The sequence below is a fragment of the Acinetobacter sp. CIP 102637 genome (assembly GCF_000368425.1).
GTDB classification, from domain to species: Bacteria; Pseudomonadota; Gammaproteobacteria; order Pseudomonadales; family Moraxellaceae; genus Acinetobacter; species Acinetobacter parvus.
The window spans coordinates 1,151,494-1,177,130 of the sequence record NZ_KB849435.1 but is presented as its reverse complement, the minus strand read 5'-3'; the positions used below and the strand labels follow the sequence as shown (position 1 = coordinate 1,177,130).

General features: G+C 41.2%; 23 protein-coding genes, 4 tRNA genes and 1 pseudogene. 23 read left to right on the top strand and 5 right to left on the bottom strand.

Going from position 1 to position 25,637, the window contains the following annotated elements:
• Window positions 1–2 precede the first annotated feature (2 nt).
• Window positions 3–210, top strand: a pseudogene (locus F967_RS08670) (hypothetical protein).
• A 44-nt stretch (window positions 211–254) separates the two neighbouring features.
• Window positions 255–614, top strand: coding sequence for a hypothetical protein (locus F967_RS08665; RefSeq protein ID WP_004677043.1), 360 nt, complete (start codon window positions 255–257; stop codon window positions 612–614).
• Window positions 615–696: 82 nt separating this feature from the next.
• On the opposite strand, the gene F967_RS08660 is transcribed toward F967_RS08665, so the two are convergent.
• Together F967_RS08660 and rpsU are read right to left on the bottom strand one after the other, a co-directional pair.
• Window positions 697–1,143, bottom strand: a complete 447-nt coding sequence (locus F967_RS08660; RefSeq protein WP_004677044.1) for a GatB/YqeY domain-containing protein — start codon at window positions 1,141–1,143, stop codon at window positions 697–699.
• Window positions 1,144–1,166: 23 nt separating this feature from the next.
• Window positions 1,167–1,382, bottom strand: a complete 216-nt coding sequence (rpsU, locus tag F967_RS08655) for a 30S ribosomal protein S21 (RefSeq protein WP_004652785.1) — start codon at window positions 1,380–1,382, stop codon at window positions 1,167–1,169.
• A 145-nt stretch (window positions 1,383–1,527) separates the two neighbouring features.
• Here rpsU and tsaD point away from each other — a divergent pair, with 145 nt between their 5' ends.
• Together tsaD and F967_RS08645 are read left to right on the top strand one after the other, a co-directional pair.
• A complete protein-coding gene (gene tsaD / locus F967_RS08650; protein WP_004682440.1) occupies window positions 1,528–2,535 on the top strand; it encodes a tRNA (adenosine(37)-N6)-threonylcarbamoyltransferase complex transferase subunit TsaD in 1,008 nt (335 codons plus the stop codon).
• Between the two features lie 181 nt (window positions 2,536–2,716).
• A complete protein-coding gene (locus F967_RS08645) occupies window positions 2,717–3,214 on the top strand; it encodes a hypothetical protein (RefSeq protein WP_004677046.1) in 498 nt (165 codons plus the stop codon).
• Between the two features lie 90 nt (window positions 3,215–3,304).
• Here the strand turns inward: F967_RS08645 and F967_RS08640 are convergent, their stop codons facing one another.
• Window positions 3,305–3,847, bottom strand: coding sequence for an HPP family protein (locus tag F967_RS08640; protein ID WP_004757786.1), 543 nt, complete (start codon window positions 3,845–3,847; stop codon window positions 3,305–3,307).
• 90 nt (window positions 3,848–3,937) lie between these two features.
• Here F967_RS08640 and F967_RS08635 point away from each other — a divergent pair, with 90 nt between their 5' ends.
• Window positions 3,938–4,492 (top strand): TetR/AcrR family transcriptional regulator, encoded by a 555-nt coding sequence (locus F967_RS08635; protein WP_004757788.1) that lies wholly within the window; start codon window positions 3,938–3,940, stop codon window positions 4,490–4,492.
• 175 nt (window positions 4,493–4,667) lie between these two features.
• Entirely contained in the window at window positions 4,668–6,194 is a 1,527-nt protein-coding gene (locus tag F967_RS08630) for an esterase-like activity of phytase family protein (protein ID WP_004799350.1), read from the top strand.
• Window positions 6,195–6,242: 48 nt separating this feature from the next.
• On the opposite strand, the gene F967_RS08625 is transcribed toward F967_RS08630, so the two are convergent.
• Window positions 6,243–7,115: an ATP-binding protein gene (locus F967_RS08625; protein ID WP_004799347.1), complete on the bottom strand. Its 873-nt coding sequence runs from the start codon at window positions 7,113–7,115 to the stop codon at window positions 6,243–6,245.
• A gap of 177 nt (window positions 7,116–7,292) precedes the next feature.
• Here F967_RS08625 and F967_RS08620 point away from each other — a divergent pair, with 177 nt between their 5' ends.
• From F967_RS08620 to F967_RS08595, 6 genes are all read left to right on the top strand, one after another.
• Complete coding sequence (locus F967_RS08620; protein WP_004799344.1) at window positions 7,293–8,801, top strand: DUF3336 domain-containing protein; 1,509 nt, start codon at window positions 7,293–7,295, stop codon at window positions 8,799–8,801.
• A complete protein-coding gene (locus F967_RS08615; RefSeq protein WP_004799343.1) occupies window positions 8,776–9,594 on the top strand; it encodes a protein kinase domain-containing protein in 819 nt (272 codons plus the stop codon). The genes F967_RS08620 and F967_RS08615 overlap by 26 nt, the downstream gene beginning before the upstream one ends.
• 106 nt (window positions 9,595–9,700) lie before the next feature.
• Window positions 9,701–9,785 (top strand) — tRNA-Leu (locus F967_RS08610).
• Window positions 9,786–9,852: 67 nt separating this feature from the next.
• Window positions 9,853–9,926 (top strand) — tRNA-Trp (locus F967_RS08605).
• Window positions 9,927–10,072: 146 nt separating this feature from the next.
• A tRNA-Leu gene (locus F967_RS08600) sits at window positions 10,073–10,157 on the top strand.
• A 67-nt stretch (window positions 10,158–10,224) separates the two neighbouring features.
• A tRNA-Trp gene (locus F967_RS08595) sits at window positions 10,225–10,298 on the top strand.
• A gap of 279 nt (window positions 10,299–10,577) precedes the next feature.
• Here the strand turns inward: F967_RS08595 and F967_RS08590 are convergent.
• The gene (locus F967_RS08590) at window positions 10,578–11,738 is read right to left on the bottom strand and encodes a ribosomal protein uL16 3-hydroxylase (RefSeq protein ID WP_004761447.1); all 1,161 of its coding nucleotides are present in this window, start codon (window positions 11,736–11,738) and stop codon (window positions 10,578–10,580) included.
• Between the two features lie 166 nt (window positions 11,739–11,904).
• Between F967_RS08590 and dnaX the strand changes: the two genes are divergently transcribed.
• The 11 genes from dnaX (at window position 11,905) to F967_RS08535 (ending at window position 25,579) form a co-directional block, all read left to right on the top strand.
• Window positions 11,905–13,965, top strand: coding sequence for a DNA polymerase III subunit gamma/tau (dnaX, locus tag F967_RS08585; RefSeq protein ID WP_004777235.1), 2,061 nt, complete (start codon window positions 11,905–11,907; stop codon window positions 13,963–13,965).
• A gap of 187 nt (window positions 13,966–14,152) precedes the next feature.
• Complete coding sequence (locus F967_RS08580) at window positions 14,153–14,788, top strand: vWA domain-containing protein (RefSeq protein ID WP_004799339.1); 636 nt, start codon at window positions 14,153–14,155, stop codon at window positions 14,786–14,788.
• A gap of 34 nt (window positions 14,789–14,822) precedes the next feature.
• Window positions 14,823–15,878 carry a TerY-C metal binding domain-containing protein gene (locus F967_RS08575; protein ID WP_004682427.1) on the top strand — a complete coding sequence of 352 codons (1,056 nt, stop codon included), beginning with the start codon at window positions 14,823–14,825 and terminating at the stop codon, window positions 15,876–15,878.
• A gap of 35 nt (window positions 15,879–15,913) precedes the next feature.
• Window positions 15,914–17,752, top strand: a complete 1,839-nt coding sequence (locus F967_RS08570; protein WP_004799337.1) for a PP2C family serine/threonine-protein phosphatase — start codon at window positions 15,914–15,916, stop codon at window positions 17,750–17,752.
• Entirely contained in the window at window positions 17,745–19,274 is a 1,530-nt protein-coding gene (locus tag F967_RS08565) for a helix-hairpin-helix domain-containing protein (RefSeq protein ID WP_004761441.1), read from the top strand. Before F967_RS08570 ends, F967_RS08565 begins: the two co-directional genes overlap by 8 nt.
• Complete coding sequence (locus tag F967_RS08560; protein ID WP_004761440.1) at window positions 19,271–20,332, top strand: ATP-grasp domain-containing protein; 1,062 nt, start codon at window positions 19,271–19,273, stop codon at window positions 20,330–20,332. Before F967_RS08565 ends, F967_RS08560 begins: the two co-directional genes overlap by 4 nt.
• A 43-nt stretch (window positions 20,333–20,375) precedes the next feature.
• Window positions 20,376–21,515: a phosphoribosyltransferase domain-containing protein gene (locus tag F967_RS08555; RefSeq protein ID WP_004761439.1), complete on the top strand. Its 1,140-nt coding sequence runs from the start codon at window positions 20,376–20,378 to the stop codon at window positions 21,513–21,515.
• Window positions 21,508–22,329, top strand: coding sequence for an HAD hydrolase family protein (locus tag F967_RS08550; RefSeq protein ID WP_004761438.1), 822 nt, complete (start codon window positions 21,508–21,510; stop codon window positions 22,327–22,329). The genes F967_RS08555 and F967_RS08550 overlap by 8 nt, the downstream gene beginning before the upstream one ends.
• Window positions 22,313–23,479 carry a cysteine protease StiP gene (gene stiP, locus F967_RS08545; RefSeq protein WP_004761437.1) on the top strand — a complete coding sequence of 389 codons (1,167 nt, stop codon included), beginning with the start codon at window positions 22,313–22,315 and terminating at the stop codon, window positions 23,477–23,479. The genes F967_RS08550 and stiP overlap by 17 nt, the downstream gene beginning before the upstream one ends.
• Window positions 23,479–24,363 (top strand): HpcH/HpaI aldolase/citrate lyase family protein, encoded by an 885-nt coding sequence (locus F967_RS08540; RefSeq protein WP_004799333.1) that lies wholly within the window; start codon window positions 23,479–23,481, stop codon window positions 24,361–24,363. Before stiP ends, F967_RS08540 begins: the two co-directional genes overlap by 1 nt.
• Before the next feature lie 25 nt (window positions 24,364–24,388).
• Complete coding sequence (locus F967_RS08535; protein WP_004761434.1) at window positions 24,389–25,579, top strand: TerD family protein; 1,191 nt, start codon at window positions 24,389–24,391, stop codon at window positions 25,577–25,579.
• The last annotated feature ends 58 nt before the right edge of the window (window positions 25,580–25,637 follow it).

The window sequence follows — 25,637 nt, the reverse complement described above, 5'->3', positions numbered from 1 at the left end:
AAATGATTAAAGGGCAGTGTCTATGTGGGGAAATCGAAAATAGTATTTTGTGTTATTGCACAACATTGTGCCAGTCCAATCTATTCTTATCGTACCGATTTACCGAATATCATCCGCTTGCGTTTGGGAGCGGTGACGGAGGGGCATCTTCCAGCACCGAAAGAAGAATTTTTTACTGAACATAAGCCAGATTTTATTGAATTAAGATAAAATGCTAGTGATAAGTCATATTCATTGATGAAGTTAAAAGATTTATGAAGAAGTTTGTTTTTATTATTTTGATGACGGGTTGTATGGGGAACAGTTTTGCTGCATCCATTGAGCAATATGTCAATGCTGTACATAAAATCAGGGAAAGCTATGCACAGGACTTGCGTGGATTCTTGCGTAGCCTAGACCCTCAGCTCACTCAATTTAGTCCTGAGCAACAAGCTAAATATTGTGGCATTAACCAGCGTTATATTCAGGATATGTCAGGTGCAATTGAACAAAACCGTTCATCATTACCACCGCAATATGCGAATATGAGCAGGCAGGATTTAATTAAACAAGTGGTTGAGTCTAAAGAGATGCAGATGCTTGCTAAATATAATGTTCAGTGTGATTTTAAATAGTCGAAAAACTTTGGGTTCATTGTTAAAAATGAATCCAATTTAGAAATAAATAGCGGATATAAATAAAGAGGATTTAAGCTAATTAGCTTAATTTTGCTTTAATTTTGGCAGAAACTTGTGCAGGATCGGCACGTCCGGCTATGATCGGACGTAGAGAATTCATCACCTTACCCATATCTTTCATGCTAGTAGCTTCTTGAGCAGCAATCGTTTGCTCAATGATAGAATCAAGTTCTTCCTCAGTCATAGCGGCTGGTAGAAATTGAGAAATAACCTCAACTTCGGCTTGTTCCTTACTAGCTAAATCATCTCGACCAGCACCAGAAAAGGCCTTGATCGATTCTTTACGTTGTTTAATTTGCTTTTCAATGACCGCAAGAACCTGAGCATCGTCAAGCTCAATGCGTTCATCGACTTCGATTTGCTTAATCGCTGCCTGTACACCACGAATAACCGTTACCGTTGCCATGTCTTTGGCACGCATAGATGATTTTAATACGTCGGTAATCTGGTCTTTTAAAGTGGTCATATCAGCAGTCAATCACAAATTAATTAGTAAAGGCGAGTAGTACGTACAGATTCGCGAGTCAATTTCTTTTGATAACGCTTAACTGCAGCAGCTTTTTTGCGCTTACGTTCCTGAGTTGGTTTTTCATAGAACTCACGCTTACGAACGTCAGCTAAAACACCCGCTTTTTCGCATGAACGCTTGAAACGACGGATAGCTACGTCTACTGGTTCGCCTTCTTTCAATTTAACTTGTGGCATGTAAAATCCTCTAAGATGATGGGATAGATCTAACGTACCATTACGCCAGATCACAAGTGAAGGTCAGTATTTTACTCATTTACAACTCAGATCACAAGTCTATAATAGCCCCGACATTATTTTTAAACGATGTAAAGGCAGTTAAATGATTGTTTTGGGCTTGGAAACTTCGTGTGATGAAACTGGGTTGGCACTCTATGATAGTGAACTCGGCTTGCGTGGACAGGTTTTGTATAGCCAAATCAAACTGCATGCCGAATATGGCGGTGTTGTGCCTGAACTGGCTTCGCGTGACCATGTCCGTAAAATGATTCCCCTGATCAATCAACTGCTTGAACAAAGTGGTGTTCAGAAAAACCAAATTGATGCGGTTGCCTATACGCGTGGTCCAGGACTCATGGGTGCCTTGATGACAGGCGCATTGTTTGGTCGTACTTTAGCATTTGCCTTTAATAAGCCTGCAATTGGTGTACATCACATGGAAGGGCATATGCTTGCACCATTACTTTCAGAGACTCCCCCAGAATTTCCATTTGTTGCATTATTGGTGTCTGGTGGACATACACAGTTGATGGCAGCCTACGGTATTGGTCAATATGAATTACTGGGTGAGTCAATTGACGATGCAGCAGGTGAAGCCTTTGATAAAGTCGCAAAAATGATGAAGCTACCTTATCCAGGTGGGCCAAACATCGCAAAACTTGCATTGCAAGGGGATGCCCTGGCATTTGAGTTTCCTCGTCCAATGTTGCATCAAGGTTTGGATTTTTCATTTAGTGGTTTAAAGACAGCGGTTTCTGTGCAGTTAAAAAAACTGGGTGAAGAAAACCGTGATGCTGACGTTGCTGCCTCTTTTCAGGAAGCAATTGTCGATACATTGGTTAAAAAATCGGTTAAAGCCTTAAAGCAAACAGGTTTAAAGCGTTTGGTGATTGCAGGTGGGGTGAGTGCAAATTTGCGTTTACGTGAGCAATTGGAAACCTCACTGAAAAAAATTAAGGCGCAGGTTTATTATGCTGAACCTGCCTTATGTACCGATAATGGCGCAATGATTGCATTCGCAGGTTATCAACGTTTAAAGGCTGGGCAGCATGATGGTTTGGCTGTCACTACAACGCCAAGATGGCCGATGACTGAGTTGCAACCAACCTGAAAATTGAATTGATGATTCTTGTTGGTTGATAGGGTTTAGGTCGGTTTACGTTCTTATTTTATTTAAAAATCAAACCATTATTTATATACATGGCAATGGCTTGGAATCAACGCTATTGTGTTAAAGTATTGGATAAATTATTTATTTTGATGAGCCAAAACTCATTAGCGGAGTTCAAAAGTTGAAAATTTCTTATGTTTTTACCTGTGGTCGATTAGAGTCTTTGTTTAAGATTCTAAATCTTATCCAATCTAATGAAAATAAAGAAAAAAATGATAAAGTGATTGAGCAGTTTAGAAAGGATATTTCTTTAGGGCGAACTTTTGAGGAAACTGAACTTTATCAAGTAATAGAAGACAGCGAAGAAAAAATTGTGATCAATCGCTTGAACAATATTCTTCGAGACAAACCTGCTCATCAGAATAAATTTGATTTTCAGGAATATAAAACGGGTGCCTGGTCTGAGTTTAATGACTATAAGCTGGCAGTTCGTTTCTCTAATGCCAAAACAGAGTTAAGTGAAAAGCACTTTGAAAAAACGGGTGAATACATGACCAGCCGAGGTATTGCAAAACTGACAGGTTTCAATCCAGCGAATATCAAGAATATGTTGCAACATAAAAGAGCTATCGTGAAAAAAATGCTTATCACATTGGAAAAATTAGCAAAAGAATATTGATAATCTATAAAATAAAAAAATTGATGCAGAGAAAATTTATTTTTCTGCATCGAGATTTAATTTCTGAATAATAAGAAGAATGATAGCAATTTATTCAAGATTGTTTTTACTATGGATAAAAGCTAATCCATATACAGGCCATTTCTTCTCTGACTTAAGATTATTGACTAAGTAAGCAATACACACCAATGCAATTGAACCTGATAGCACAGGGAAAAATAAGAAACCCCAGTGATATTGAATGGTATTTGCAGTTAGCAATATCACCAATGGATTAGCACCTGCGGGTGGATGAACACAACGTAAAAGTTGCATTGCTGCGATTGCACAACCGACAGAAAGAGCGATGCTCAAGGTGGGTGTACCAAAAAATTTAAGAAATAATAAGCCAATAAATGCTGAGACCAAATGTCCTAAAATTACATTTCGAGGTTGTGCCAAAGGTGAATGTGATGCGGCATATAATAGAACACAAGTGGCTCCGAAAGGTGCCATAATAAAGATATTATGGGTAAATTGACTTAAAAATAATAACACTAGAATACTTAGACTTCCCCCAACAAAACTTCTGATGAGATCAATCGATTGCGGTAAAGGTGCTAAATGTTCTTTGCCATTGAGAATTGGTCGCATTGTTTTTCCTCTGATCTTGATTTTTGCTGATCATAATCCTAAAATTATAAATAGTACAGATCTGTACTATTTTTATTGGGTAAATTTTTTATGTCAAAATCAGCTAACAAAATTTTAGATACAGCAGAGAAGCTTTTTTACGAAAGTAGTTTTGCTGGAGTGGGCGTAGATTTGATTCGGGATGAATCAGGATGCTCAAAAACTACAATGTATACTTATTTTAAAAATAAGAATCAGTTGGTTAAATCTGTTTTGGAGTTAAGAGATATTCGTTTTAGAAAAAGTCTCCAAAGTTATGTTGCTGAGGCTACAGGTCGGGAAGCCATCAATAAGATTATTGATTGGCATTTAAAGTGGTTTCAGGAAGATAATTTCAAAGGCTGTCTATTTGTACGGGCTGTTGCAGAATCACATTCCGAAAATAATGAAATTATTCAAATTTCAAAAGAACATAAAATATGGGTGAGGAATCTGATTAATCAACATATAAATGCAAATCAGTATCAAGAGATATTAACCACTATGATCTATACTCTGATTGAAGGTTTATTTAGCCGATTTCTAGTTGAAGGTTATGATAAACAAGTGGAAACTGATATAAAAAATTCAATAAATACACTATTTGAAAAATTGGTGCTGTCCTAAACAGTAGGCTCACCAAAAGAGCGAGATAACAAGGTACATGTTTTAAATGTCAATAGACCGTAATTAAAAGCTTGGTCAGTTATCACATGATTTTATGAATTGTCATTTAATGGTCATGGTTTTGTCATTTCGGAAGATTAGGCTACAGCAGTAATTTTATGGGGTAGCTATTATCATGAAGCAGAAAGTATTATTGATTTCAATTCTTACCAGTTTTACATTAATGGGCTGTGGCAGTGACCATGATGACAATCAAAATACAGCAAAAATGTTAAGTACCGAGCAGACATTAAACTTTGGCGATCGAGATTGCTGGTTGGGTGGTACAGTTAAATTGACAGGGCAAGATAAAAATAATAATGGAATTTTAGAGACTGATGAAATTCAGCAAACCACGCCGAGTTGTATCACAGAAAATGCTTTCGCTCGGGGTGTGCAGCTCACTTATCAGGTGATGGATCATCTGAAAGGTATTGCAGATGGGGCAAAGGCAGGCAATACCATTGAGTTTAGACAAGGTGGTTTCGGTTCTGATCTGGTGGCGCATCCAACCAATAAAAACCAATTTTATGCCATTACAGATCGAGGCCCCAATGCCGATTACAACTTAAATAAAGACAATGGCAAGATGTTTCCTGATCCAGCATATGTGCCGCGTATTGGTCTATTTGAAGTACAAACCAATGGCACACTGAAAAAGATCAAGGAAATTTTACTTAAGGATCGTAATGGGCAAAATATTTCGGGCCTACCTAATGCCAATTTTGGTGCAACCAAAGAAGCAGCTTACGACATTTATGGCAAATTATTAAGCCGTCAAACAGATGAATATGGTCTAGATGCAGAAGGTTTGGTTGCCATGAAAGATGGTAGCTTTTGGGTGAGTGATGAATATGGCCCACATATTGTTCATTATGATGCCAATGGTGTAGAAATAGACCGTATTAATGCTTTTGAAAAAGATACCCGCCGTATTGGTGGTTATTTACTGCCTGCGGAATTTGCCAATCGCCGCCCGAATCGTGGTATGGAAGGTTTAACCATTACACCAGATGGGAAAACCCTAGTGGGGATTATGCAATCCACGATGGATAATCCAACAACAGCAGTGAATAAATCAGACTTAACCCGTATTGTAACTATTGATCTAGAAACTAAAAAGGTGAAGCAATATTTATATAAACAGGAAGGTGGAGCAAAAGCTTATTCCAACTCTGCAATTACAGCTTTAAGTAATACCAGCTTTTTAGTTTTAGAGCGAGATGGAGATTTTTATCGAGATAATCCAAGCGCTTTTAAACGTGTTTATAAAATTGATTTGCGTAATGCAACCAATTTAGAAGATATTGCTGAAACAGCTCAGATTAAACAGGATGCTAAACTGGGTTTAACTATTGATGGACAGACTTTAGAACAATATGTTTTAGCAAAAGGTTGGGATGGGTTAAAAACACAGGGTATTTTACCCCCAACAAAAACGTTGGTTTTAGATATGATTGAGAAAGTCAAATTCCCTCATGATAAAATGGAAGGGTTGTGGCTGATTGATGATAAGCGTTTAGGTTTAATCAATGATGATGACTTTGCACTATGGGTAACTAATGGTGTTCTGGAGCAGAAATATTTAGATCAGGATAAGAAAAAAATTGACAGTAATACTTTATATATTATTGATGGATTGGATTTAAAAGCAGTACCGTAAATTTTTGAGATGAAAAAGCCATCAATTGATGGCTTTTTATTTGAGTAATTATACCATTTTTAATTGCTGCGAGCCGATCCAGTGTTTTGAGAACTGATATGCCGCACGGCCTGAACGCTGTCCTCGTGCCTGACACCATCTCAGTGCCTCAGCCCGTACTGTGTCATTATATTCCAGATCAGCTTTTCGAATATAATGTTCCACAATGTCCAGATAGAGCTGTTGATCCATTGGATAGAATGAAAGCCATAGTCCAAAACGATCAGAAAGTGAGATTTTTTCTTCAATCGCTTCCTGTGGATGCAACTCAGTATATTGCGGAACATCAACCTTGCGCACTGGTGTATTTTCGTGCATAAATTCAGGCAATAGGTGGCGGCGGTTACTGGTTGCATAAATAACGAAGTTGGTTGAACCAGATTGAAGCGAACCGTCCAAAACACTCTTTAAACTACGGTAATTTTCATCTTCCGCATTAAAGGCCAGGTCATCACAATAGACAATAAACTTTTCTGGGCGCTCGGCAATCAGTTTTTGAATTTTTGGTAAATCTGATAAATCGTCACGTTCAATTTCAATCAGGCGTAAACCCTGTGCTGAGTACGCCGTGAGCAGGGCACGTACAATGGAGGATTTGCCTGTACCACGGGAACCTGTCAGCAAAATATCATTGGCGGGGAAACCATTTAAAAACTGCAAGGTATTTTGGATAATCTTGTCTTTTTGGCGTTCAATTCCTTTTAAATCTTCCAGATACATTTTTTTAGTTTGTTGAATTGCGACCAGTTGCTGATTTTCCCAACGAAAAGCAATTGCTGAAAAATCAGTGGGTTGTCTTGGAGCAGGGAGGACTTGCTGGAGCTGTGTTAAAACACTGGATAATGACTGGAGAATAGATTCGGGTAAATCAAGGATAGCCATAAATACAAACCAAACTCAGTGATCAATAAATAGGGATACTATCACTGCTATAGTTAAAATAAAGAAAATATCATCAAGAATATGGAAATAAGCTGATTTTACCCTTGATTATTACAATAGGTTTTTGCATTGTATAAGTGCAGGATTAGAAAAATATGATGCGCATCAGGATAACGAATGCTAAATAAGGTCCAAGAAAAAAAGGATACATATCAAACATATAGAATAGATATGTTGCAGGAGCAATTACAACATGCCAGCTCTTATGAAGAATGGAGGGAAATTGCACTCAAATTGGACGAGGAATCAGGCAGGGAAGTATGGAAATATGACAATGAATCGCCTTATTTTGATGCTGAAGTTTTATCCAGGCGTTACAACCTGCTAAAAAGATATCGGCTGCATCACCGTACCCTTGACCTGATCTATATATTGAGGGATGGACTAACCTACGATTTTGCCAATATTGGCCATCCCATGCTGTTTGCTGAAACGTATATCGGCACCAAAAAAATTATAGAAAATTATGTGGATGAGGTCAGTGACTGTTTGCGTTATTTGGCATCCAGCGAATGTATAACGTTTCAGCTCAAGGAGAAAATTAAGTTTTTTGAGGAATGTCAGAAAGCCTATGGTCAGCCTGCCTTGATGCTTTCTGGTGGCGCAACTCTGGGACTGTTTCATACTGGGGTGTGTAAGGCATTGCTGGAACAGGACCTGTTGCCGAAAGTGCTGTCAGGTTCAAGTGCGGGCGCAATCATGACGGGGATGTTGGGTACCTCATCCGCTGATCAAATTCCAGAATTATTGACAGGAAAGCATTTCTTTCATGAAGCATTTCGTTTTAGAAAGGTGATGGAACTCATTAAGGGGCATGGCGGTATTGCCGATGTGATGTACCTTAAAAAATTCCTGATTCACAATATGGGAGACCTGACCTTTGCAGAGGCGTATCAGCGTTCTGGTCTGCATATCAATATTGCGGTTGCACCTTACAATGCATCACAAAACCCGCTTATCCTCAATGCCTTGACTGCGCCGAATGCTTTGGTCTGGAGTGCGGTGATGGCTTCCTGCGCGGTTCCTGTTCTGTTTCCACCCGTTCATCTGACCAGCAAGCGCTACGATGGACAGCATACGCCCTATATGTCAAACACCAAATGGGTGGATGGGAGTATGCGTAGTGATTTTCCACAAGAAAAAATGGCTCGTTTGTATAATATCAACTACACCATTGCTAGTCAGGTGAATCCGCATATTGTTCCATTTATGCAGAGTGACTTACAGCGTTATCGTAATGATGTGTTGAGCTGGCCTGAGCGGATTATCCGTCATCAGGGTAAAACCATTGCACTGGATGTGATGGATTTAACCCGCCATTATGTGGGAAGATTTTTCCCGATTCGCCGTGCCCTGGATCATGGTTATGGTATTTTAGGACAGCGCTATTATGGGGATGTCAATATTATTGCCAAATATGGACTGCGCCACTATGGTTATATGCTCAAGAACCCTCGTCCCAAGTTGTTTAAGATTTTGCAGCAGGAGGGTGAACGGGCGACCTGGCCTAAAATCGCTTCTATTGAAACCCATGCGCGTATTGGTAAAACCATTGAACATTGTTTGGCATCATTGCGCAAACAGGCAGAAAAGCAGCAGAATGAGTTTTATTACGTGGACCTTTGATTCGCAACTTCCGTTGGATGATCTTGTATTAAAAACCAAACCCCAAAGTTATGCCTTTGGACGGCGTTTATATACATTCCAGATCGAACAGCAAAAATATTGGCTTAAATTTCATCAGGCCCATAGTTATCACGTTTTGGAACATGCTTTTCTGCATGAATTGGATTTTTATCAGCAGAATTCAATCTCCAGACAGCAATTCATTGTTCCCCACCGCATTATTCAATTTGAACAATCTACACAGTTTCATGAACTTGCTTTAAGTGGGCAAGGACTAATTCTAGTAGATACCGAAAATTTCTTTAGCTGTGTGCCCAGTGATGTGGGAATAATTCAGCAGCAAATATTAAAGGCATTGGAAACTCTGGAAAATATGCACCAGCTAGGATGGGTGCATGGTGACCTTAAAGTTGAACATTTTCGTTGCTATGAAAATAGCTGTAAGCTGATTGATTTTGAGCAGAGCTTTAAATCACCTCATGCAACCCAGAATTTAACTGCCACACCGCACTATATGGCGCCAGAGCTTTTTCATGCAGAAAGGAAAACAGTTCAGAGTGATTTATATGCCTTTGGTATTATTCTGTATGAATGGCTGACTCAAATAAAATTACAAGCTAAAACCTATCATGAATGGGCGGTATTGCATTGCCAGCAACTGTATATCCAGCTTCCTAAACAGCTTGAATACTTTTTGCCCTTACTGAATGGGTTGATACAGAAGCAGGTTGAACAGCGTTTTAAGTCTGTTTCAGAGGCAAAAGACTGTCTAAACTCGACTATTTTGCTGTAAAAATAAACATAAATACTTGATTTGAATATTATATGTTCATTTGATTGGTTTTTTTAACAGAAACACTTGTCATCAAGGATGTTTCTCACTAATATGCATACCCATCGGGGGCGTGGCGAAATTGGTAGACGCACTGGATTTAGGTTCCAGCGCCGCAAGGTGTAAGAGTTCGAGTCTCTTCGCCCCCACCATATTTAAAAAGCAAGGATAACTTGCTTTTTTTATGGTTAAGTCGTTATGATTTGATCATGCTGTTATAGAGGATTGGTGTAATGGTAGCATGACGGTCTCCAAAACCGTTCGTCAAGGTTCGAGTCCTTGATCCTCTGCCAAATTTAAAAGGGATTTTTTAGGAGTCCCTTTTTTATTGCCGTAATTTTTTATCTGTATATTAAAAAAGCATTAAGTTTCAGATGCATGGTTTTTTATAAAAAGGGCTTGTCATCAGAAACGTTTATCTCTAATATACACATCCATCGGGGGCGTGGCGAAATTGGTAGACGCACTGGATTTAGGTTCCAGCGCCGCAAGGTGTAAGAGTTCGAGTCTCTTCGCCCCCACCATATTTAAAAAGCAAGGATAACTTGCTTTTTTTATGGTTAAGTCGTTATGATTTGATCATGCTGTTATAGAGGATTGGTGTAATGGTAGCATGACGGTCTCCAAAACCGTTCGTCAAGGTTCGAGTCCTTGATCCTCTGCCAAATATTAAAAAAAGCCCTTGTTTTTTACAAGGGCTTTTTTATGTTCATCTTTTCAGATGACTTTTCTTTTGAAGTGGTCTACGTGTATTCTGCTAGTCTAGAGCCACTAGTTTAATACTTTTTTGAATCCGTCAATGCGTAAGTCTTATTCTAATTCAAGGAATAAAATGTAGCTCTTATCAAAAACAGGTTTTTGGGTCGTATTGGATTAATGAGGGCCTTTGATATTTTGCAGGCCCTCATTTTTAGTGATTCATTTAATAGCTATACTTTTCAAGTTTAATTGGGTGGTAACAGCATTAAAATGGCATCATTCAGCAACTGGGCAATCTCTTCCCGTATTTCAGTATCATTCAACTGTTTATCAAATATCAGGCTTTTACCATTGGCCAAGTGCTGTAGTTGTTTTTCAAACGCTTTAGAAACACAAACAGGTTCGCCATTTGCCCAAAACTCTAATGATCCATTTTGCTGTCTGTAAAGTAGTTTCATCGCTGGTTCCAGCATCAGTGCATAGCCTGCATCCACGATTTCAATCAGGTCATTTGCCTCAATTTCTTCTGGTTCAGGAATATTGTCTGGATATTTGACTTCGCTCATATATGCCATAATTGCAGCATCAAATTCAGGCGCCTGACAGAGATAATCGAGTAACTGGTTTTTTAAATAGCTAAATTCGCTATCGTTGATTTCACCGATTGTCGTTGCAGGCTGGCGGGGAATATCCAGCAAGGGATTTTTCAGTAAGCTATTTTCTGCAAACTGGTCACTGATTCGATCCATCATTTCTGCGAGGTTGGGCATACGGAAACCAAATGAAAAAGTCAGGCATTCATCTTCCGCAACACCGTAATGGGAAAGTCCAGGTGGTACATAAAGTAAATCACCTGGTGCAAGAACTTCATCAAAATGAACATCCATTTCAGGCAATAATTTTAAAGGTTGATCTGGCACAAACTCGGTTGATTCGTCACACATTTGACCCAACTGCCAGCGGCGATGACCATGTCCTTGTACCAGAAAAACATCATAAAAGTCGAAGTGTTTGCCAACTGATCCGCCTTTGGGTGCGTAGGACACCATAATGTCATCACGTCGCCATTGCGGAATAAAAGGAAACTTTTTCCAAAGCTCTGAAATATCAAAGGAATAGTGATCAATCGCTTGAACTAAAATTGTCCATAAATTTGGCAGTTTTTGAAAATCACCTCTGGTTAAAGGTGAGGATTTAACGTGCCATTCATTTGGGTTCTTGTTTTTTTGACGGATCAAACGTGCGCTGACGTGCTCTTCCAATGCCAGTTCCTTAACATCATCAGGTTCAATCAGCCCAACAATTTCGGGCATTGCGTTACGCACCAGCAGTGGTTTTTTTTGCCAGTATTCAGTTAAAAATTGTTCTGCGGTAATACCGCCCAATACCGTTAAAGGTTGTGACATGATGATGAAGCCGAAAATAAATCAATAACGTGTATTGTCCCTTGAGTTGAAAGGCGGTGCAAGCCTTGTATCACAGCCAACAAACCCTAATTTTGATCAATCAGTTCGGGATTCATTCACAGCTTCTTAAAAACACAGTATGCTAAAGCGGCTATAAGGAGTATCCATGTATCAAGTATTGGCAAGAAAATACCGTCCACGTAATTTCAATGAGTTAGTGGGGCAGAATCATGTCTCCCGTGCGTTGACCAGCGCATTGGAGCGTGGAAGATTGCATCATGCTTATTTATTTACAGGGACGCGTGGTGTGGGTAAAACCACAATTGCCCGTATTTTAGCCAAATGCCTGAACTGTGAAACAGGTGTGACCTCAACCCCATGTGAAGTTTGTGCCACCTGTAAGGCCGTGAATGAAGGGCGTTTCATTGATTTAATCGAGATTGATGCTGCGTCACGTACCAAAGTTGAAGATACCCGTGAGTTACTGGACAATGTTCCTTATGCACCAACTCAGGGTCGCTTCAAAGTCTACCTGATTGACGAAGTGCACATGCTTTCAACGCATTCATTTAATGCTTTATTAAAAACGCTGGAAGAACCGCCAGAGCATGTGAAGTTCTTGTTTGCAACCACCGATCCACAGAAATTACCCATTACGGTGATTTCTCGTTGTTTGCAGTTTACCCTGCGTCCTTTGGCTGTTGATGAAATTACCACGCATTTAACCGCTATTTTAAATAAAGAACATATTGAAGCTGATCAGGATGCGATCTGGCAAATTGCTGAATCGGCACAGGGTTCATTACGTGATGCGCTGTCTTTAACGGATCAGGCCATTGCCTATGGTCAGGGAGCTGTACATCATCAAGATGTCAAAGACATGCTGGGGCTGATTGACCGAACCATTATTTATGACCTGATTTTAGCAATTCATCACAACCAACAAGCGCATGTCAGCCAGTTGTTGTTGCAGTTTAGGCAACAGGCTTTAGATGTTTCTCTGGTTCTGGATCAGTTGGTTTCAACCTTGCATGAGTTGGCGTTGTTGCAGTATCTGCCTGATCTTGCCTTGAAATACAGTGAAGAAATCAATCGAAAAATTCTACATTTGTCCAAACTGATTTCTGCTCAGGATTTGCAGCTTTACTATCAGATTGCATGTAAGGGACGATCTGATCTGCAACTTGCAGTCACGCAAGAGCAAGGTTTTGAAATGTGTGTCTTGCGTTTGCTCGCATTTAGACCGTTATCTGCTGGTGAAATTACTGTTGGGGGCACAAACCCACAAAATATTGTAGTTTCTCATCAGCAAGTCGTTTCAACTGAGCCAAGTCCAGCAGAAATTCAGCAATTGCAGCAAGTTACTATTGTTGAAGAACAGCTTGTGGTTCAGCAGGAAATGGTTAGTGTTGAACCTGAACCTGAACCTGAACCTGAACCTGAACCTGAACCTGAACCTGAACCTGAACCTGAACCTGAACGCATTATTCAGAATGAAAATGTTATGGTTTTTGATGCAGCGGATGGGCAACTGATTGGGTTGGATCATTCAGCTATCCATCAGCAAAATGCTCATTCCAGTGAATTCAAAGAATCAGATGAGGTATTGATTTTTCCCGTAGAAGAACAAACTGAAGTTACACAAATCATCAATCAAGCACCTGAGCCAAACGTTAAGGCTGAACCTGAATTGTTTGAAGAAACATTTATTGCTACGGAACAGCAAATTGACAACCAATTTGCCATGCCTGTGGTTGATGTAGTTCAACAGGTTGAAACGATGCATTTGGCAGACCAAGCTAATCTCATGCCTCAAGATATTCTTAAACTTCGTGAACAGGTTTTGGAGGGTGAGTGGAATCTGGATAAATGGGAATACTGGTTTAGAAATAGTGAACTTTCGCCAGCCGTCCAGGAGTTGGCACAGCATGGCATCATGCAGGGGCATATTAATGGCTCATCTGTGTTTCATATTCCGCAGAAATACGAGGGCATGTTGTCACAATTAAGGCAGGCGTTGGAAGATGCACTTAAGTCACAGTGGCCGAATACGCAGTTTAATGTGCAATATCAAGATATTGATTCGATAACACCTTTTACCATGCAGGTCATGCGTAAGGAAAAGGCGTTTCATCGGGCTGTTGAGTTATTACAGCAGGAACCTGCCATTAAAAGTTTAATTGAAACCTTTGATGGTGAGTTACAGAATATTCAACTCAAGTCCTGATGCTTGAGTCCCCTTAAATTTAATATTTGGCTTGTGGTTTCTATCTAACTGCTTGTTGCAAATACTTATTAAACATACAGAATTGTCTATTTATTTTAAGTAATTAAGGGCTGGTGCATAGTAGAACCAAAAAAATTATGTTAAAAAAAGAAAGCGAATAATATACTGAAAATAAGGAAAAATAATAATGCGTCGTTTGCCTGTTTATATTTTATTGGATACTTCGGGGTCAATGCGAGGAGAGCCAATTCATTCCGTGAATGTTGGATTGCAGTCGATGCTTAGTGCATTACGGCAAGACCCTTATGCACTGGAAAGTGTGCATTTAAGTATCATTACCTTTGATTTAGAAGCAAAGGTCTATTTGCCACTGACCCCACTCGATCAGGTTCAATTGAACAATATTGATGTGCCAAGTGCAGGGGCAACCTTTATGGGCGCTGCTCTGGAGTTGTTGGCAGAACAAGTGAGCCATCAAATTCAAAAAAGTAGCGATGAAATTAAAGGGGACTGGAGACCTTTATTATTTGTCATGACAGATGGCTCACCCTCAGATGTGTATGCATATCAGCAAGCAGTTTCTGTGATTCAGCAATTAAACTTTGCCAGTATTGTTGCCTGTGCGGCAGGGCCCAAAGCCAAAACTGAACATTTATTGCAACTGACAGATAAAGTTGTGGTATTGGATACCATGGATGCTGCATCATTTTCAGGATTCTTCAAATGGGTATCGGCAAGTGTGGTGGCAGGCAGCAGCAGTGCAGGCATTTCAAGCTCGATTTCATTGCCACCACCACCGCCTGAAGTGCAACTGGTTTTATAGATAACAGTCTAAATTATTAAGGATATTCAGCTAGATGCGACGTTTACCTGTTTTTTTTGTGTTGGATTGTTCTGAATCCATGGTGGGGAAAAATATTGAGCAGATGCAGCAGGGTATTCAACTCATCATGCAGCAGTTACGCAAAGACCCTTATGCCCTGGAAACAGTATATGTGTCAATGATTGCCTTTGCGGGAATTGTGCGTACCTTGGTGCCTTTGGTGGAAGTGTTTGCTTATTATCCAGTGAAATTACCTTTGGGCGGTGGTACACACTTAGGTAAAGCGCTGGAACATTTAATGAATGAGTTTGATCGTCATTTGATTAAGACCACAACAGAAACCAAAGGTGACTGGAAGCCAGTCGTATATTTATTCACTGATGGTCGACCAACCGATGAATGCAAGGATGCAATTTATCGCTGGCAAAAAAAGTATGCCCGCCGTTGTACACTGATTGCACTGGGAATGGGTAGAAATGTCGATTATCACACTTTAAAGCAACTGACGGAACACTGTATAGCCTTTGATGAGTTGAATGAAAAAGATTTCCAAAAGTTCTTCCAATGGATCAGTGCCTCAGTCGTCGCGCAAAGTAAAAGTGTGGGAGATGGTGAACAGCAGCAACATCTACCGCCTTTGGATGAGCGCTATATGCGTCTGGTTAAAGATGTTCAGCCACGAACTTTGCTGGATGAGCAGTGTGCAACTTTTGTTGGGCGTTGTGGAAAGTTAAATCGCCCTTATTTGATGAAATTTGAACGTGAAATTCAGTATCAGGCCCCTAAAGACTTAGATATTAACCTCAATTTGTATCACTACCAACTGAAAGAGTGCTGCAAAATTGATGAGGATTATTTTACCTGGTCAGATCAAAGCCAACACCAACAGCAAATCAATACCACTTTGCTTGAAGGCACGCCTGAGTGCCCACATTGTTTGGCAGAAACGGCATTTGCCATGTGTGGCTGTGGTCAATTAATGTGTTATGACGGTTTTAGTGAAGAAGTTAGTTGTCCGTGGTGCCGCCGTCAGGTGAGTTTTGGCTATGGCGGTTCGGATGGGTTTGATGTGCAGCGTGGTCGAGGCTAAGACATCTGTCTTAAAGGTAAAAGGAAATTTTGTTTATGCTTCAGCCATTAACACCAGAATTACAACAGGCTTTTGCTGATACATTGGCACAACTTTTAAGCAATACAACCCAGCCATCGACTCAGATGCAAGATCAGGAGTGGTGGCAGAAATGTGTGCAAAATAAGCGTCTTTATAATGCCTACCATGATTTGGCAGAACAGCTTTATGATGTGCTGGGGTTCCAACTGGAACAATTGCCAGACTTTCAGGGATGTTTGTTACAACAGATATTGCAACAGGGGCGCTTGGCGATTTATGCTCCTGTGCAAAATAGCCTATGTGAAAAGCATGGGGTGTCAAAAAATGCTGTAGAATATCTGGGCTTTTATCCACAGCCTGATACCGTTCAAGCAGAATCTGTGCACCTTGAATCAGAACAGAAACAACCTTTGACAGCACCAAATAATGACAATCAATCCATATTATCCGAAATCACAGATTTGTCTGACTCTAATTCGGTTGTGCCTACACATTTACCGTTGGTTGTAACGACTCCAATCATTGAAAAACAATCCAGCCCTATTCCAGACAATACCTCAACACCCCTGCAAACTGGGGTAAAAACGGTGAAAAAGATGCCTCACTTTCAGATTCCCAACGCTAGAGTGGGACAGGACTATCAAGCCAGCATTCAAATGCAATATCCCGTGAAACAGGATGTGCAGATTCATCATGAAAGTGTCAGGATTCCTGAAAATCTGGGTATTTGTTTTGATGCGGTGACACAGCAACTTTCAGGCATACCCACACAGGCAGGTGAATTTAAACTCATTTTTCAATATAAAACGGCAAATGAGCAGGCAGGATGGTTGTCAGGGGAAGTCACGTTTATTGTCACGGCTGACCCGCGTAGTTTATGGCAGGTGAATGAGCCTGATCCAAATGCGATGTATTGGAAAGCAAATAATCATTGTCAATTGATTAAGGCGGCAGATTTTAATATTGCTGCGTGTAGTCAGCGAGGACGTTCACATGAACATGCAGGAACGTTCCGTGATGATGACTTTTTTATTGCACAGGTCGCGGATAGTAATTGGTCGGTATTGGTTGTGGCAGATGGTGCAGGAAGTGCCGAATTTTCCCGTGAGGGGTCGAGGGTTGTGGTGAATACTGTTGGTGAGTATTTAAAAGCTTTCATGCAAAAACAATCAGGTGAATCTGACCGATTGCTGGCACAGTGGCAAATCGGAGCCAATGATGATCCTGAAACCAAAAATGCAGCGCATCAGTTAGGCAATCAATTTAGTGATGCGTTTTATTCAGCCGTAACAGAAGCCATTGAACAAATTGAACATGAAGCCACTCGACAAGGTGTTGCTTCTAAATTGTTTGCTACAACATTATTGTTTGCAGTGGTACGGCAACAAGACAATAAAACCTTTATAAGTAGTTTTTGGGTCGGTGATGGAGCGATTGCAGTTTATGGTAAGGACCGCGTGCGGTTAATGGGTAAACCTGATGGGGGGGAATTTGCAGGACAAACCCGCTTTTTAGATTATGGTTGTTTGGTACGAGATTTTAAACAGCGAGTCCATATTGGCTATTTTGATGACGCTCAGGCAGTAATTCTCATGACTGATGGGATTTCTGATCCACGTTTTGAAACGGATGCAGGGCTGGAAAATCAACAAAAATGGCAGGCACTTTGGCAAGAAATTGAACCACACTTACAACAGGAAAAACCTGAACAGGCTTTACTGGAATGGTCAAAATTCTTTAGTGCAGGACATCATGATGATCGAACATTGGCGATTTTATGGCAAATGCTACAAGATGATCAAATAAGTAATATGACTGTACCAGATGACTCAGTAGGGGTGCTAGATGAGTAAAGTCATTCAATGTCAAACGCTCGATGGCCGTCCAATCGCTTTTGTAGATGAAGTGATTGGTTCGGGTGCGATGAAAGATGTCTATTTTTCGCCTGATAAATCTTACGTTGTATGTTTTTTTAGCAAGGAAAAAAACCATTTTTATCAGTCTCAGGCTGAACTGGAACGGCAGAAAGATCGGTTAAAAGAAATTGTGGGCAATAAATGGCAAGGTATTTTTAACGGTGCGGGTGGTGATTACTGGAAAAATGTGTTTTGCTGGCCTGATGGCTTGGTGGAATACAATGGTTTGCTTGGGATTACAGCACCTACCTATCAAAAACCATTTTTCTTTGAGTTTGGTTCTAAAAATAATGATTTTTTGGGGATTAAAGGGAAAGAAAAAGAGGGAAAATGGTTTGCCAGTGCCAATAACCAGAACCGCTTTCTGGATGAACGAGAAAAAGGCACATGGCTGAACTATCTCAAGATTTGTATTTTAATTGCGCGTGCAGTGCGCCGTATGCATGCGGCTGGTTTGGCCCACTCCGATTTGTCCTATAAAAATATTTTGATTGACCCTGTCATGGGGCGTGCTTGCGTTATTGATGTTGATGGTTTGGTTGTGCCAGGCAAATATCCGCCTGATGTGGTGGGAACACCAGATTTTATTGCGCCTGAAGTGGTGATGACCAACCATCTTAAAAAAGATGATCCCCAACGGCATTTGCCCAATATCATGACGGATCGTCATGCTTTGGCTGTGCTGATTTATATGTATTTGCTCTATCGCCATCCATTACGTGGTGGCAAAGTACATGATGTCAATGACCCACAAAAAGATGAAAATCTGGCAATGGGTGAAAAAGCATTATTTATTGAACACCCAACGGATGCAGGTAATCGGGTTAAAGTGGCGCAGGTTCGTCCGAGTGCCTTGCCATGGGCAGATCCCGAAAAAATTCCATTTACGGTGACAGGGCCGTATTTAAAGGAACTCTTTCTACAGAGTTTTGTTACAGGTTTACATCAACCGCAGCAGCGTCCATCTGCCAATGACTGGGAAACGGCGTTGGTGAAAACGGTTGATTTAATGCAGCCATGCCTAAATTCAGATTGTGGTCAAAAATGGTATGTATTTGACAACAGCACCAAACCTGTATGCCCATTTTGTGGCACGGCATTTCACGGCAAATTGCCTGTATTAAACCTATATTCGGCACGCAGAGAGGGTAACTTTAGGCCTGATAATCACCGTTTGATGGTCTGGACAGGCCAATCAATTTATCAATGGCATGCCAATAACTTAATTGCGCCAAATGAACGTTTAAGTGTAGAGCAAACCAAACGGGTGGGTTATTTTATTTTCCATCAACAGCAATGGTGGCTGGTTAATGAGAATTTACCTGAACTGATGGACGTGGCAAGCAAAGAGATTATTCCGATAGGTGGAAAAATTGAATTGACCGATGGCAAGCAGATTTTATTGTCACGCCAAGATGGCGGACGCTTAGTGGTTGTACAAATGGTGCAATGTGAATGAATGCAACTTTACAAGTGATGGGAACAAATACAGAAATGAATATCGTTGAAAACTCTATTGGAATCTGGTTTACCCAGGCCCATTCCTGTCAGCGAGATTTAATTTTTGCAGCAAAACATACACCTTTTAATCTGCCTATTCATGTGGTGGCCTCCCATCCCGATTGGCGGCCTGAAATCACGTCTGTTGCAGATATTGCGTTACAGGAACCTGCTTTAGCTGAGCGAGTGGAATGGGTGCTACAACAGGCACAGCGCCTAAAGGTAAAGCTAATTATTGCAGGGCGTTTTGGACGAATTTATCTGGAACAGAAACACCGTTTTGAGGCTTTGGGCATTCGGATTATGGCTGGCTGCGATCACATGGAGCAGATTGCCCAATTACATGATAAATCAGTATTTACCCAAACCTGTTTAGACCATCAGATTGCGGTTGTCCCTGCCACCACTGTATATCATGCTGAAGAGTTGCAAGCCGCCTATGAAAGCTGGTCGAAGAAAGGTGAAGTATGTGTAAAGCCTGTGACAGGTGTATTTGCATCAGGTTTTTGGCATCTGGATACAAAGGCGACATCATTTGATATGTTTGCCAATAGTCAGAATTTTAGGGCGCATCCACAAACATTTATTGAAAGTTATCGACAATCACCCAATCCGCCTGCCTATTTGGTGATGCCATTTTTATCGGGTCAGGAATGTTCAGTGGATATGTTTTGTGTGCATGGGCAAGTCCGATGTGCGGTTGTCCGTTGTAAACAGCGCGGTGGCTATCAGCAACTGAAACTCGAAGATGAGGCCATTGAACTGGCTAGACAGGTTGCTGAATTGTTTGGCTGTGATGGTTTGGTGAATATGCAGGCCCGTTATAATGATCGTGGGCAATTATTTATTTTGGAAGTTAATCCTCGCCCTTCGGGTGGAATAGGGCACACATTCTATAGTGGTGTCAATCTGGTACACGCTGCTATTGCAGAAACATTCGGATTGGATTATCAGCCTGAAAAAATTGAAAATACTGTCATGGTTCGACATATTAGCCAAAGTGTTTGTGTGGTATAAAGAACGGTATAAATATAATTTTTAAGCTAGATTTAAGATAAATATGGTTGAGATTGAATTACAGAGGGGAGTATTAAGCTTACAACCCAATGACAATAGCCACTGGAAATGGCAGGATTTATTGGGTTTTGCCGAGCGCATTAATCCAAAGCGTGCATTCTTATTTGTATCAAAAGTATTAGGGCGGCATATTCCCGTCAGTCCTCACATTATGCGCCATGCCTTTACTGATTTGGCTGAGCTGGTTCCTGATGATTTACCTGAACCTGTGTTGGTTATTGGCATGGCGGAAACGGCGGTTGGGCTGGGCGCAGGCGTTCATCAGGTGTTGCAGCAACGTTATCCTGAAGCGATTTATGTGACAACAACACGCCATCCAGTACATGGTGCGCCATTACTGGCACGTTTTTTAGAAGAACATAGCCATGCACAGGATCAATTGTTATATGGTTCACCTGATGCAGAGCTTCAACAACAGATTCTAAACAGCAAAAGCATTGTACTGGTAGACGATGAAGCATCAACTGGCAAGACCTTTGTCAATTTAATCCATGCTTTACAACAGGCAGGGCTGAATCAAATTTCTCATGTGGTGACTGCCACGCTGGCAGATTGGTCATCAGGCATTCATATTGCCGATCTAAACTGTCAGTCTGTGGCATTAATGACAGGCAAATGGCAATGGCGTGATGCTGAGCATCCAATCCAGATCAATATGCCAAAGGTCGATACAGTTGCTTTTGGCGCGTTTGCTACTTTAGCAGAACCGACTTGGGGACGTTTACCCATTCAGGACAGTGGCGCGCATATTCGGTTGGCGGTACAGCCTGATGAACGTATTTTGGTGCTGGGCAGTGGCGAGTATGTCTGGTCTTCTTTCTTGTTGGCAGAGTATTTGCAGCAGCAAGGCGCAGATGTGAAATTTAGTGCAATTACCCGTTCACCGATTGCTGTGGGACATGCCATTCAGTCTGCTCTGGCATTTTCGGATAACTATGGTTTAGGTATTCAGAATTTTGTCTACAACATCAATCCACAGGATTATGACCGAGTGTTGATTACTGTCGAAACCGCAACACATTCAGTCGCGAAAAGCCTACTTGAAGCGTTGCCAAATGCCGAAGTGATCAGTGCTGTGGACTATCCTCATCAAAATTTTAACTTGTGTGTTGTAAATGACTGATTTTTTATTTGACTCCAGTGAAATTCGTACACCCTTAATGCTGGTGGATCTGGATGACACGTTGTTCCAGACCCATCGCCGCATTACACCTGAAGCTGACTTTAAAATGGTCACCACAGATAAACAGGGACAAGCTCTGGCCTATATGAACCCGATACAACAGCATTTTGTACAGTGGCTATTTCATAGTACCCATGTGATTCCAGTGACTGCACGCTGTGCCGAGGCTTTATCCCGAGTTCATTTACCCTTTCAGTATGGGGCGGTCTGTTCTCATGGTGGAACAGTGCTGAATGCGGACCTTAGTGTCAATGCTGAATGGCATGGAGAGATGCAACAGGCTTTACAACCCTATCAGACACGTCAGGAAGCCCTGATTGAAGCTGTGCAGCAGCATTCCAGACATTTTGGTTCAATTCGGACATGGGTGGTTGAGGATCAGGGATTGGGGTTGTATGTTGTGGCAAAGCAAAATACAGAAAATGACAATCCCTATGCACCGAATTTTTTGCCCCAGTTGCTCAATAGCCTTGATGTGAATTTATTGTCAGGTTTTTACTTCCATTTAAATGGCAATAACCTGGCATTGATTCCACAGCCTGTGAGTAAGGCCAATGCGGCCAGGTTTCTTTTGCAGCAACTTGGCGCACAACAACGCCCAATTTTAGGCTATGGCGACAGTTTGTCGGATGTTGAGTTCTTGAATTTATGTCACTGGTGGGGAATGCCAAACCATAGCCAGTTGAATCGTTGGGTAAAACACAATCTAACGCAGCAATATAAACAAGAAGGGTATTATGGCGATTACCAGTAAACCAAAAATTAGTAGGGAAAAAGCATCAGAACTCATTTTAACACAAGGGTTTAGTGGAAGTTATCAGCCTGAGCAAGTCACATTTTTATTAAAACGTACCCAAATTCGACCAACAGACACATTGGAAAAGGAACGCCTGATTCAATCAGGTGAAAAACATTATTCACAGATGATTGGTCAGGAGAATCCACCTACTGAACGTCATTTACAGTTATTTGAACAGGCAATGCAGTATGGGCAGCAACGTTTGGCAAAAGAAGTGCAGCAATTGGCACAAACACTGTCAGCAGAGTTTGCCGAATCCATTGTTCTGGTCAGTTTCGTACGTGCTGGTGTGCCATTAGGTGTACTACTTTATCATGCATTGCAGGATATGGGACGTGACTGTGTGCACTATGGCATCAGCATTATCAGGGATCGTGGTATAGATTTTGCCGCACTTGAAACGATTATTGCCAAGCATGGTCATCAATCTTTGGTTTTTGTGGATGGCTGGACTGGAAAGGGCGCCATTCAGAAAGAATTGCAGCGAAGTCTCGCAGATGACCCTCGTTTCATTGATCGACCTTTGCCCTTGGTGGTGTTGTCAGATATTGGTGGATGTGCTTGGTTGGCAGCCAGTGGTGAGGATTGGTTGATTCCATCAGGTGTTTTAGGCTCAACTATTTCAGGATTAATTTCCCGTAGTATTTGTGAGAATGAGGCTTTGCAATTCAACGAGGTTGAGGAAAGTAATCTTGGTCAGTGGCATGGCTGTATTGAATATACGCATTTAAACAGCTTTGATATGTCACAATCATTTGTTGGACAAATCAATCAGATACGCCGAAAAATTAAATCAGAACAAAATGCTGTTTGGACAAGCGCCCAACAGCAATTACAAAAACGGCAGAGCCAAGCTGTGGTTAAACAGTTGGCAGAACAGTATCAAATTACCAATATCAATCGGATTAAGCCAAGCATTGCTGAAGCAACACGGGCGATTTTAAGGCGTGTACCTGATCTGGTTCTGTTAAGGGATGCGAATGACGCTGACACGGCATTATTACGTCATTTAACAGAAGTGACACAGACACCAGTCAAGGTGGTCGGTGATCAAATCGCACCTTATCGAGCAATTACCCTTATTCAGAAACTGGGAGCAGGTTGATGTTATCGGCATTATCTTTAGGTGCAACACTTTATATGCCTGCGACCAGACCCGATTTATGGCAAGTGGTGAATGGGGAAAAGTACCCTGAGTTACGTTCTCTGGTCATCTGTCTGGAAGATGCGGTTTCCGAACATGAGGTTGAGGCTGCAAAAGTCAACTTAAGGCAGTTGTTGCGACAGGTTCAGGATCAACCACGTCAAGCACAACATCCTAAAATCTTCATACGCCCTCGCCATATTGCAATGGCGGAAGAATTGGCACAGTGGCAGGAACTGATCATGGCGGATGGCATGGTATTGCCAAAATTCTGCTTAAATCAATTACGACAATGGCAGCAGATATTGCCTGACTTTATTCAGGTGATGCCAACACTTGAAGATGCAGAAACCTTTGATATGGGCGCTATGCGTGAATTACGTCAGGCATTGCAACAGGACTTTCGTCAGGTTCTGGTGCTGCGAATAGGCGGCAATGATTTACTCAACTGTCTGGCTGTGCGCCGTCCAAGTGATTTGACCCTGTATCAAACGCCTATTGGGGTATTAATTGCAAATCTGGTGGGGCAGTTTTTACCTTATGGCTTTGCACTGAGTGCGCCTGTCTGTGAGCATTTTACTCAGGTGAAGTTATTGCAGGACGAGTTATATCTGGATTTACAACATGGTTTATCTGGAAAAACCATTATTCACCCTGCACAGATTGCGATTGTGCATCAGGCCTATCAAGTCAATGAGATTGAATTGAAACAAGCTCAGGATATTTTAAGAGATTCTGGTCAGGCTGTATTCGCCTGTCATGGAAGTATGCTGGAGCCTGCTACACATCGCCGTTGGGCAGAACGTATATTAGAGCGATCACAAATATTTGGCATGAAGCAATAACACTAAAAAAAGAGGATAATGAATAATGCAACAATTGACTGCGGGTGCAAATCTGGTACTGGCACAACCTCAGTGTCAGATTAAAATCAAAACTGCATTACCTGCACATATTGATTTAGATGTAAGTGCATATTTACTCAATGCCCAAAACAAGGTTCGTGGTGATGCGGACATGATTTTTTATGGACAGAAACACACTCTAAACCGTAGTGTTGAGTTAATTGAGGCAAATGCTAAAACACCTTATTTGGCGCAATTCAATTTAAATACCCAATTGCTGGATCTGGAACTGAATAAGATCGCTTTGTGTGCCACCATTGATGGACAGAGTGCAATCAATGCGCTTCAGAATATTGAGGTTGAGTTATGGCAAAATGGACAATTAAGTGCCACAGCGATTGTCAATAGTGCTGAAAAGACTGAAAAGGCCCTCATTTTGGCAGAAGTATATCGTTATAAGGATCAATGGAAATTCCGCTTTGTCAGTCAGGGTTTTAATGGTGGATTAAAACCCCTTGCCGAATATTTTGGTGTTGAAATCAACGATCAACCCAACACGCCGCCGCCAGCACCTGTTGCTACACCGCCTCAGTCTAAAATAAACCTCAGTAAAATTACGCTGGACAAAGGCAACAGTCGAATTAATTTAACCAAACAGACACAGGGTTTTGGTGAGATTAAGATTAATCTCAACTGGAATCAGCGTTCTATACAGCCCCAATCGGCAGGCTTCTTTAAAAAACTGCTCAACCAGAATCAGGGAATTGATCTGGATTTAGGCTGTCTGTTTGAAATGCAGGATGGCACCAAGTCGGTGATTCAGGCTCTGGGCAATCGCTTTGGGGATTTTAACGGTTTTCCATTTATTCAGCTTTCTGCGGACGACCGTACTGGTGCATTACAAGGTGGTGAGTGGCTGAGGATCAATGGTCAATACTGGCAAGAAATTCGCCGTGTCGTGTTATTCGCATTTATTTACGAGGGTGTGCCCAATTGGGCTGCAACAGATGCTGTGGTCACCATTTTTGTGCCAGACCAGCCTCCTATCGAAATTCGTTTAACTGAGGGGCAGCCTCTGGGTATGTGTGGCATTGTCGAACTAACGAATCAGGCTGGCAATATTCAGGTGCAGCGACATGTTCGTTATGTACCTGGTCATAAAGAACTGGATCAGGCTTTTGGTTTTGGCCTGCGCTGGGTAGCAGGTAGTAAATAAAAACCTATTGACTTTTAACTCCAATTAAATTTCTATCATGATGCAATGAGGGAGAGAA

What these genes read in the sequence shown, in the direction of transcription:
- stiP (WP_004761437.1), top strand. Translation starts at nt 22,313, where the DNA reads ATGGCGATTACCAGTAAACCAAAAATTAGTAGGGAAAAAGCATCAGAA.
- dnaX (WP_004777235.1), top strand. Translation starts at nt 11,905, where the DNA reads ATGTATCAAGTATTGGCAAGAAAATACCGTCCACGTAATTTCAATGAG.
- F967_RS08660 (WP_004677044.1), bottom strand. Translation starts at nt 1,143, where the DNA reads ATGACCACTTTAAAAGACCAGATTACCGACGTATTAAAATCATCTATG.
- F967_RS08625 (WP_004799347.1), bottom strand. Translation starts at nt 7,115, where the DNA reads ATGGCTATCCTTGATTTACCCGAATCTATTCTCCAGTCATTATCCAGT.
- F967_RS08630 (WP_004799350.1), top strand. Translation starts at nt 4,668, where the DNA reads ATGAAGCAGAAAGTATTATTGATTTCAATTCTTACCAGTTTTACATTA.
- F967_RS08665 (WP_004677043.1), top strand. Translation starts at nt 255, where the DNA reads ATGAAGAAGTTTGTTTTTATTATTTTGATGACGGGTTGTATGGGGAAC.
- F967_RS08535 (WP_004761434.1), top strand. Translation starts at nt 24,389, where the DNA reads ATGCAACAATTGACTGCGGGTGCAAATCTGGTACTGGCACAACCTCAG.
- F967_RS08620 (WP_004799344.1), top strand. Translation starts at nt 7,293, where the DNA reads ATGCTAAATAAGGTCCAAGAAAAAAAGGATACATATCAAACATATAGA.
- F967_RS08615 (WP_004799343.1), top strand. Translation starts at nt 8,776, where the DNA reads ATGAGTTTTATTACGTGGACCTTTGATTCGCAACTTCCGTTGGATGAT.
- F967_RS08560 (WP_004761440.1), top strand. Translation starts at nt 19,271, where the DNA reads ATGAATGCAACTTTACAAGTGATGGGAACAAATACAGAAATGAATATC.
- tsaD (WP_004682440.1), top strand. Translation starts at nt 1,528, where the DNA reads ATGATTGTTTTGGGCTTGGAAACTTCGTGTGATGAAACTGGGTTGGCA.
- F967_RS08555 (WP_004761439.1), top strand. Translation starts at nt 20,376, where the DNA reads ATGGTTGAGATTGAATTACAGAGGGGAGTATTAAGCTTACAACCCAAT.
- F967_RS08590 (WP_004761447.1), bottom strand. Translation starts at nt 11,738, where the DNA reads ATGTCACAACCTTTAACGGTATTGGGCGGTATTACCGCAGAACAATTT.
- F967_RS08540 (WP_004799333.1), top strand. Translation starts at nt 23,479, where the DNA reads ATGTTATCGGCATTATCTTTAGGTGCAACACTTTATATGCCTGCGACC.
- F967_RS08570 (WP_004799337.1), top strand. Translation starts at nt 15,914, where the DNA reads ATGCTTCAGCCATTAACACCAGAATTACAACAGGCTTTTGCTGATACA.
- rpsU (WP_004652785.1), bottom strand. Translation starts at nt 1,382, where the DNA reads ATGCCACAAGTTAAATTGAAAGAAGGCGAACCAGTAGACGTAGCTATC.
- F967_RS08550 (WP_004761438.1), top strand. Translation starts at nt 21,508, where the DNA reads ATGACTGATTTTTTATTTGACTCCAGTGAAATTCGTACACCCTTAATG.
- F967_RS08635 (WP_004757788.1), top strand. Translation starts at nt 3,938, where the DNA reads ATGTCAAAATCAGCTAACAAAATTTTAGATACAGCAGAGAAGCTTTTT.
- F967_RS08640 (WP_004757786.1), bottom strand. Translation starts at nt 3,847, where the DNA reads ATGCGACCAATTCTCAATGGCAAAGAACATTTAGCACCTTTACCGCAA.
- F967_RS08575 (WP_004682427.1), top strand. Translation starts at nt 14,823, where the DNA reads ATGCGACGTTTACCTGTTTTTTTTGTGTTGGATTGTTCTGAATCCATG.
- F967_RS08580 (WP_004799339.1), top strand. Translation starts at nt 14,153, where the DNA reads ATGCGTCGTTTGCCTGTTTATATTTTATTGGATACTTCGGGGTCAATG.
- F967_RS08565 (WP_004761441.1), top strand. Translation starts at nt 17,745, where the DNA reads ATGAGTAAAGTCATTCAATGTCAAACGCTCGATGGCCGTCCAATCGCT.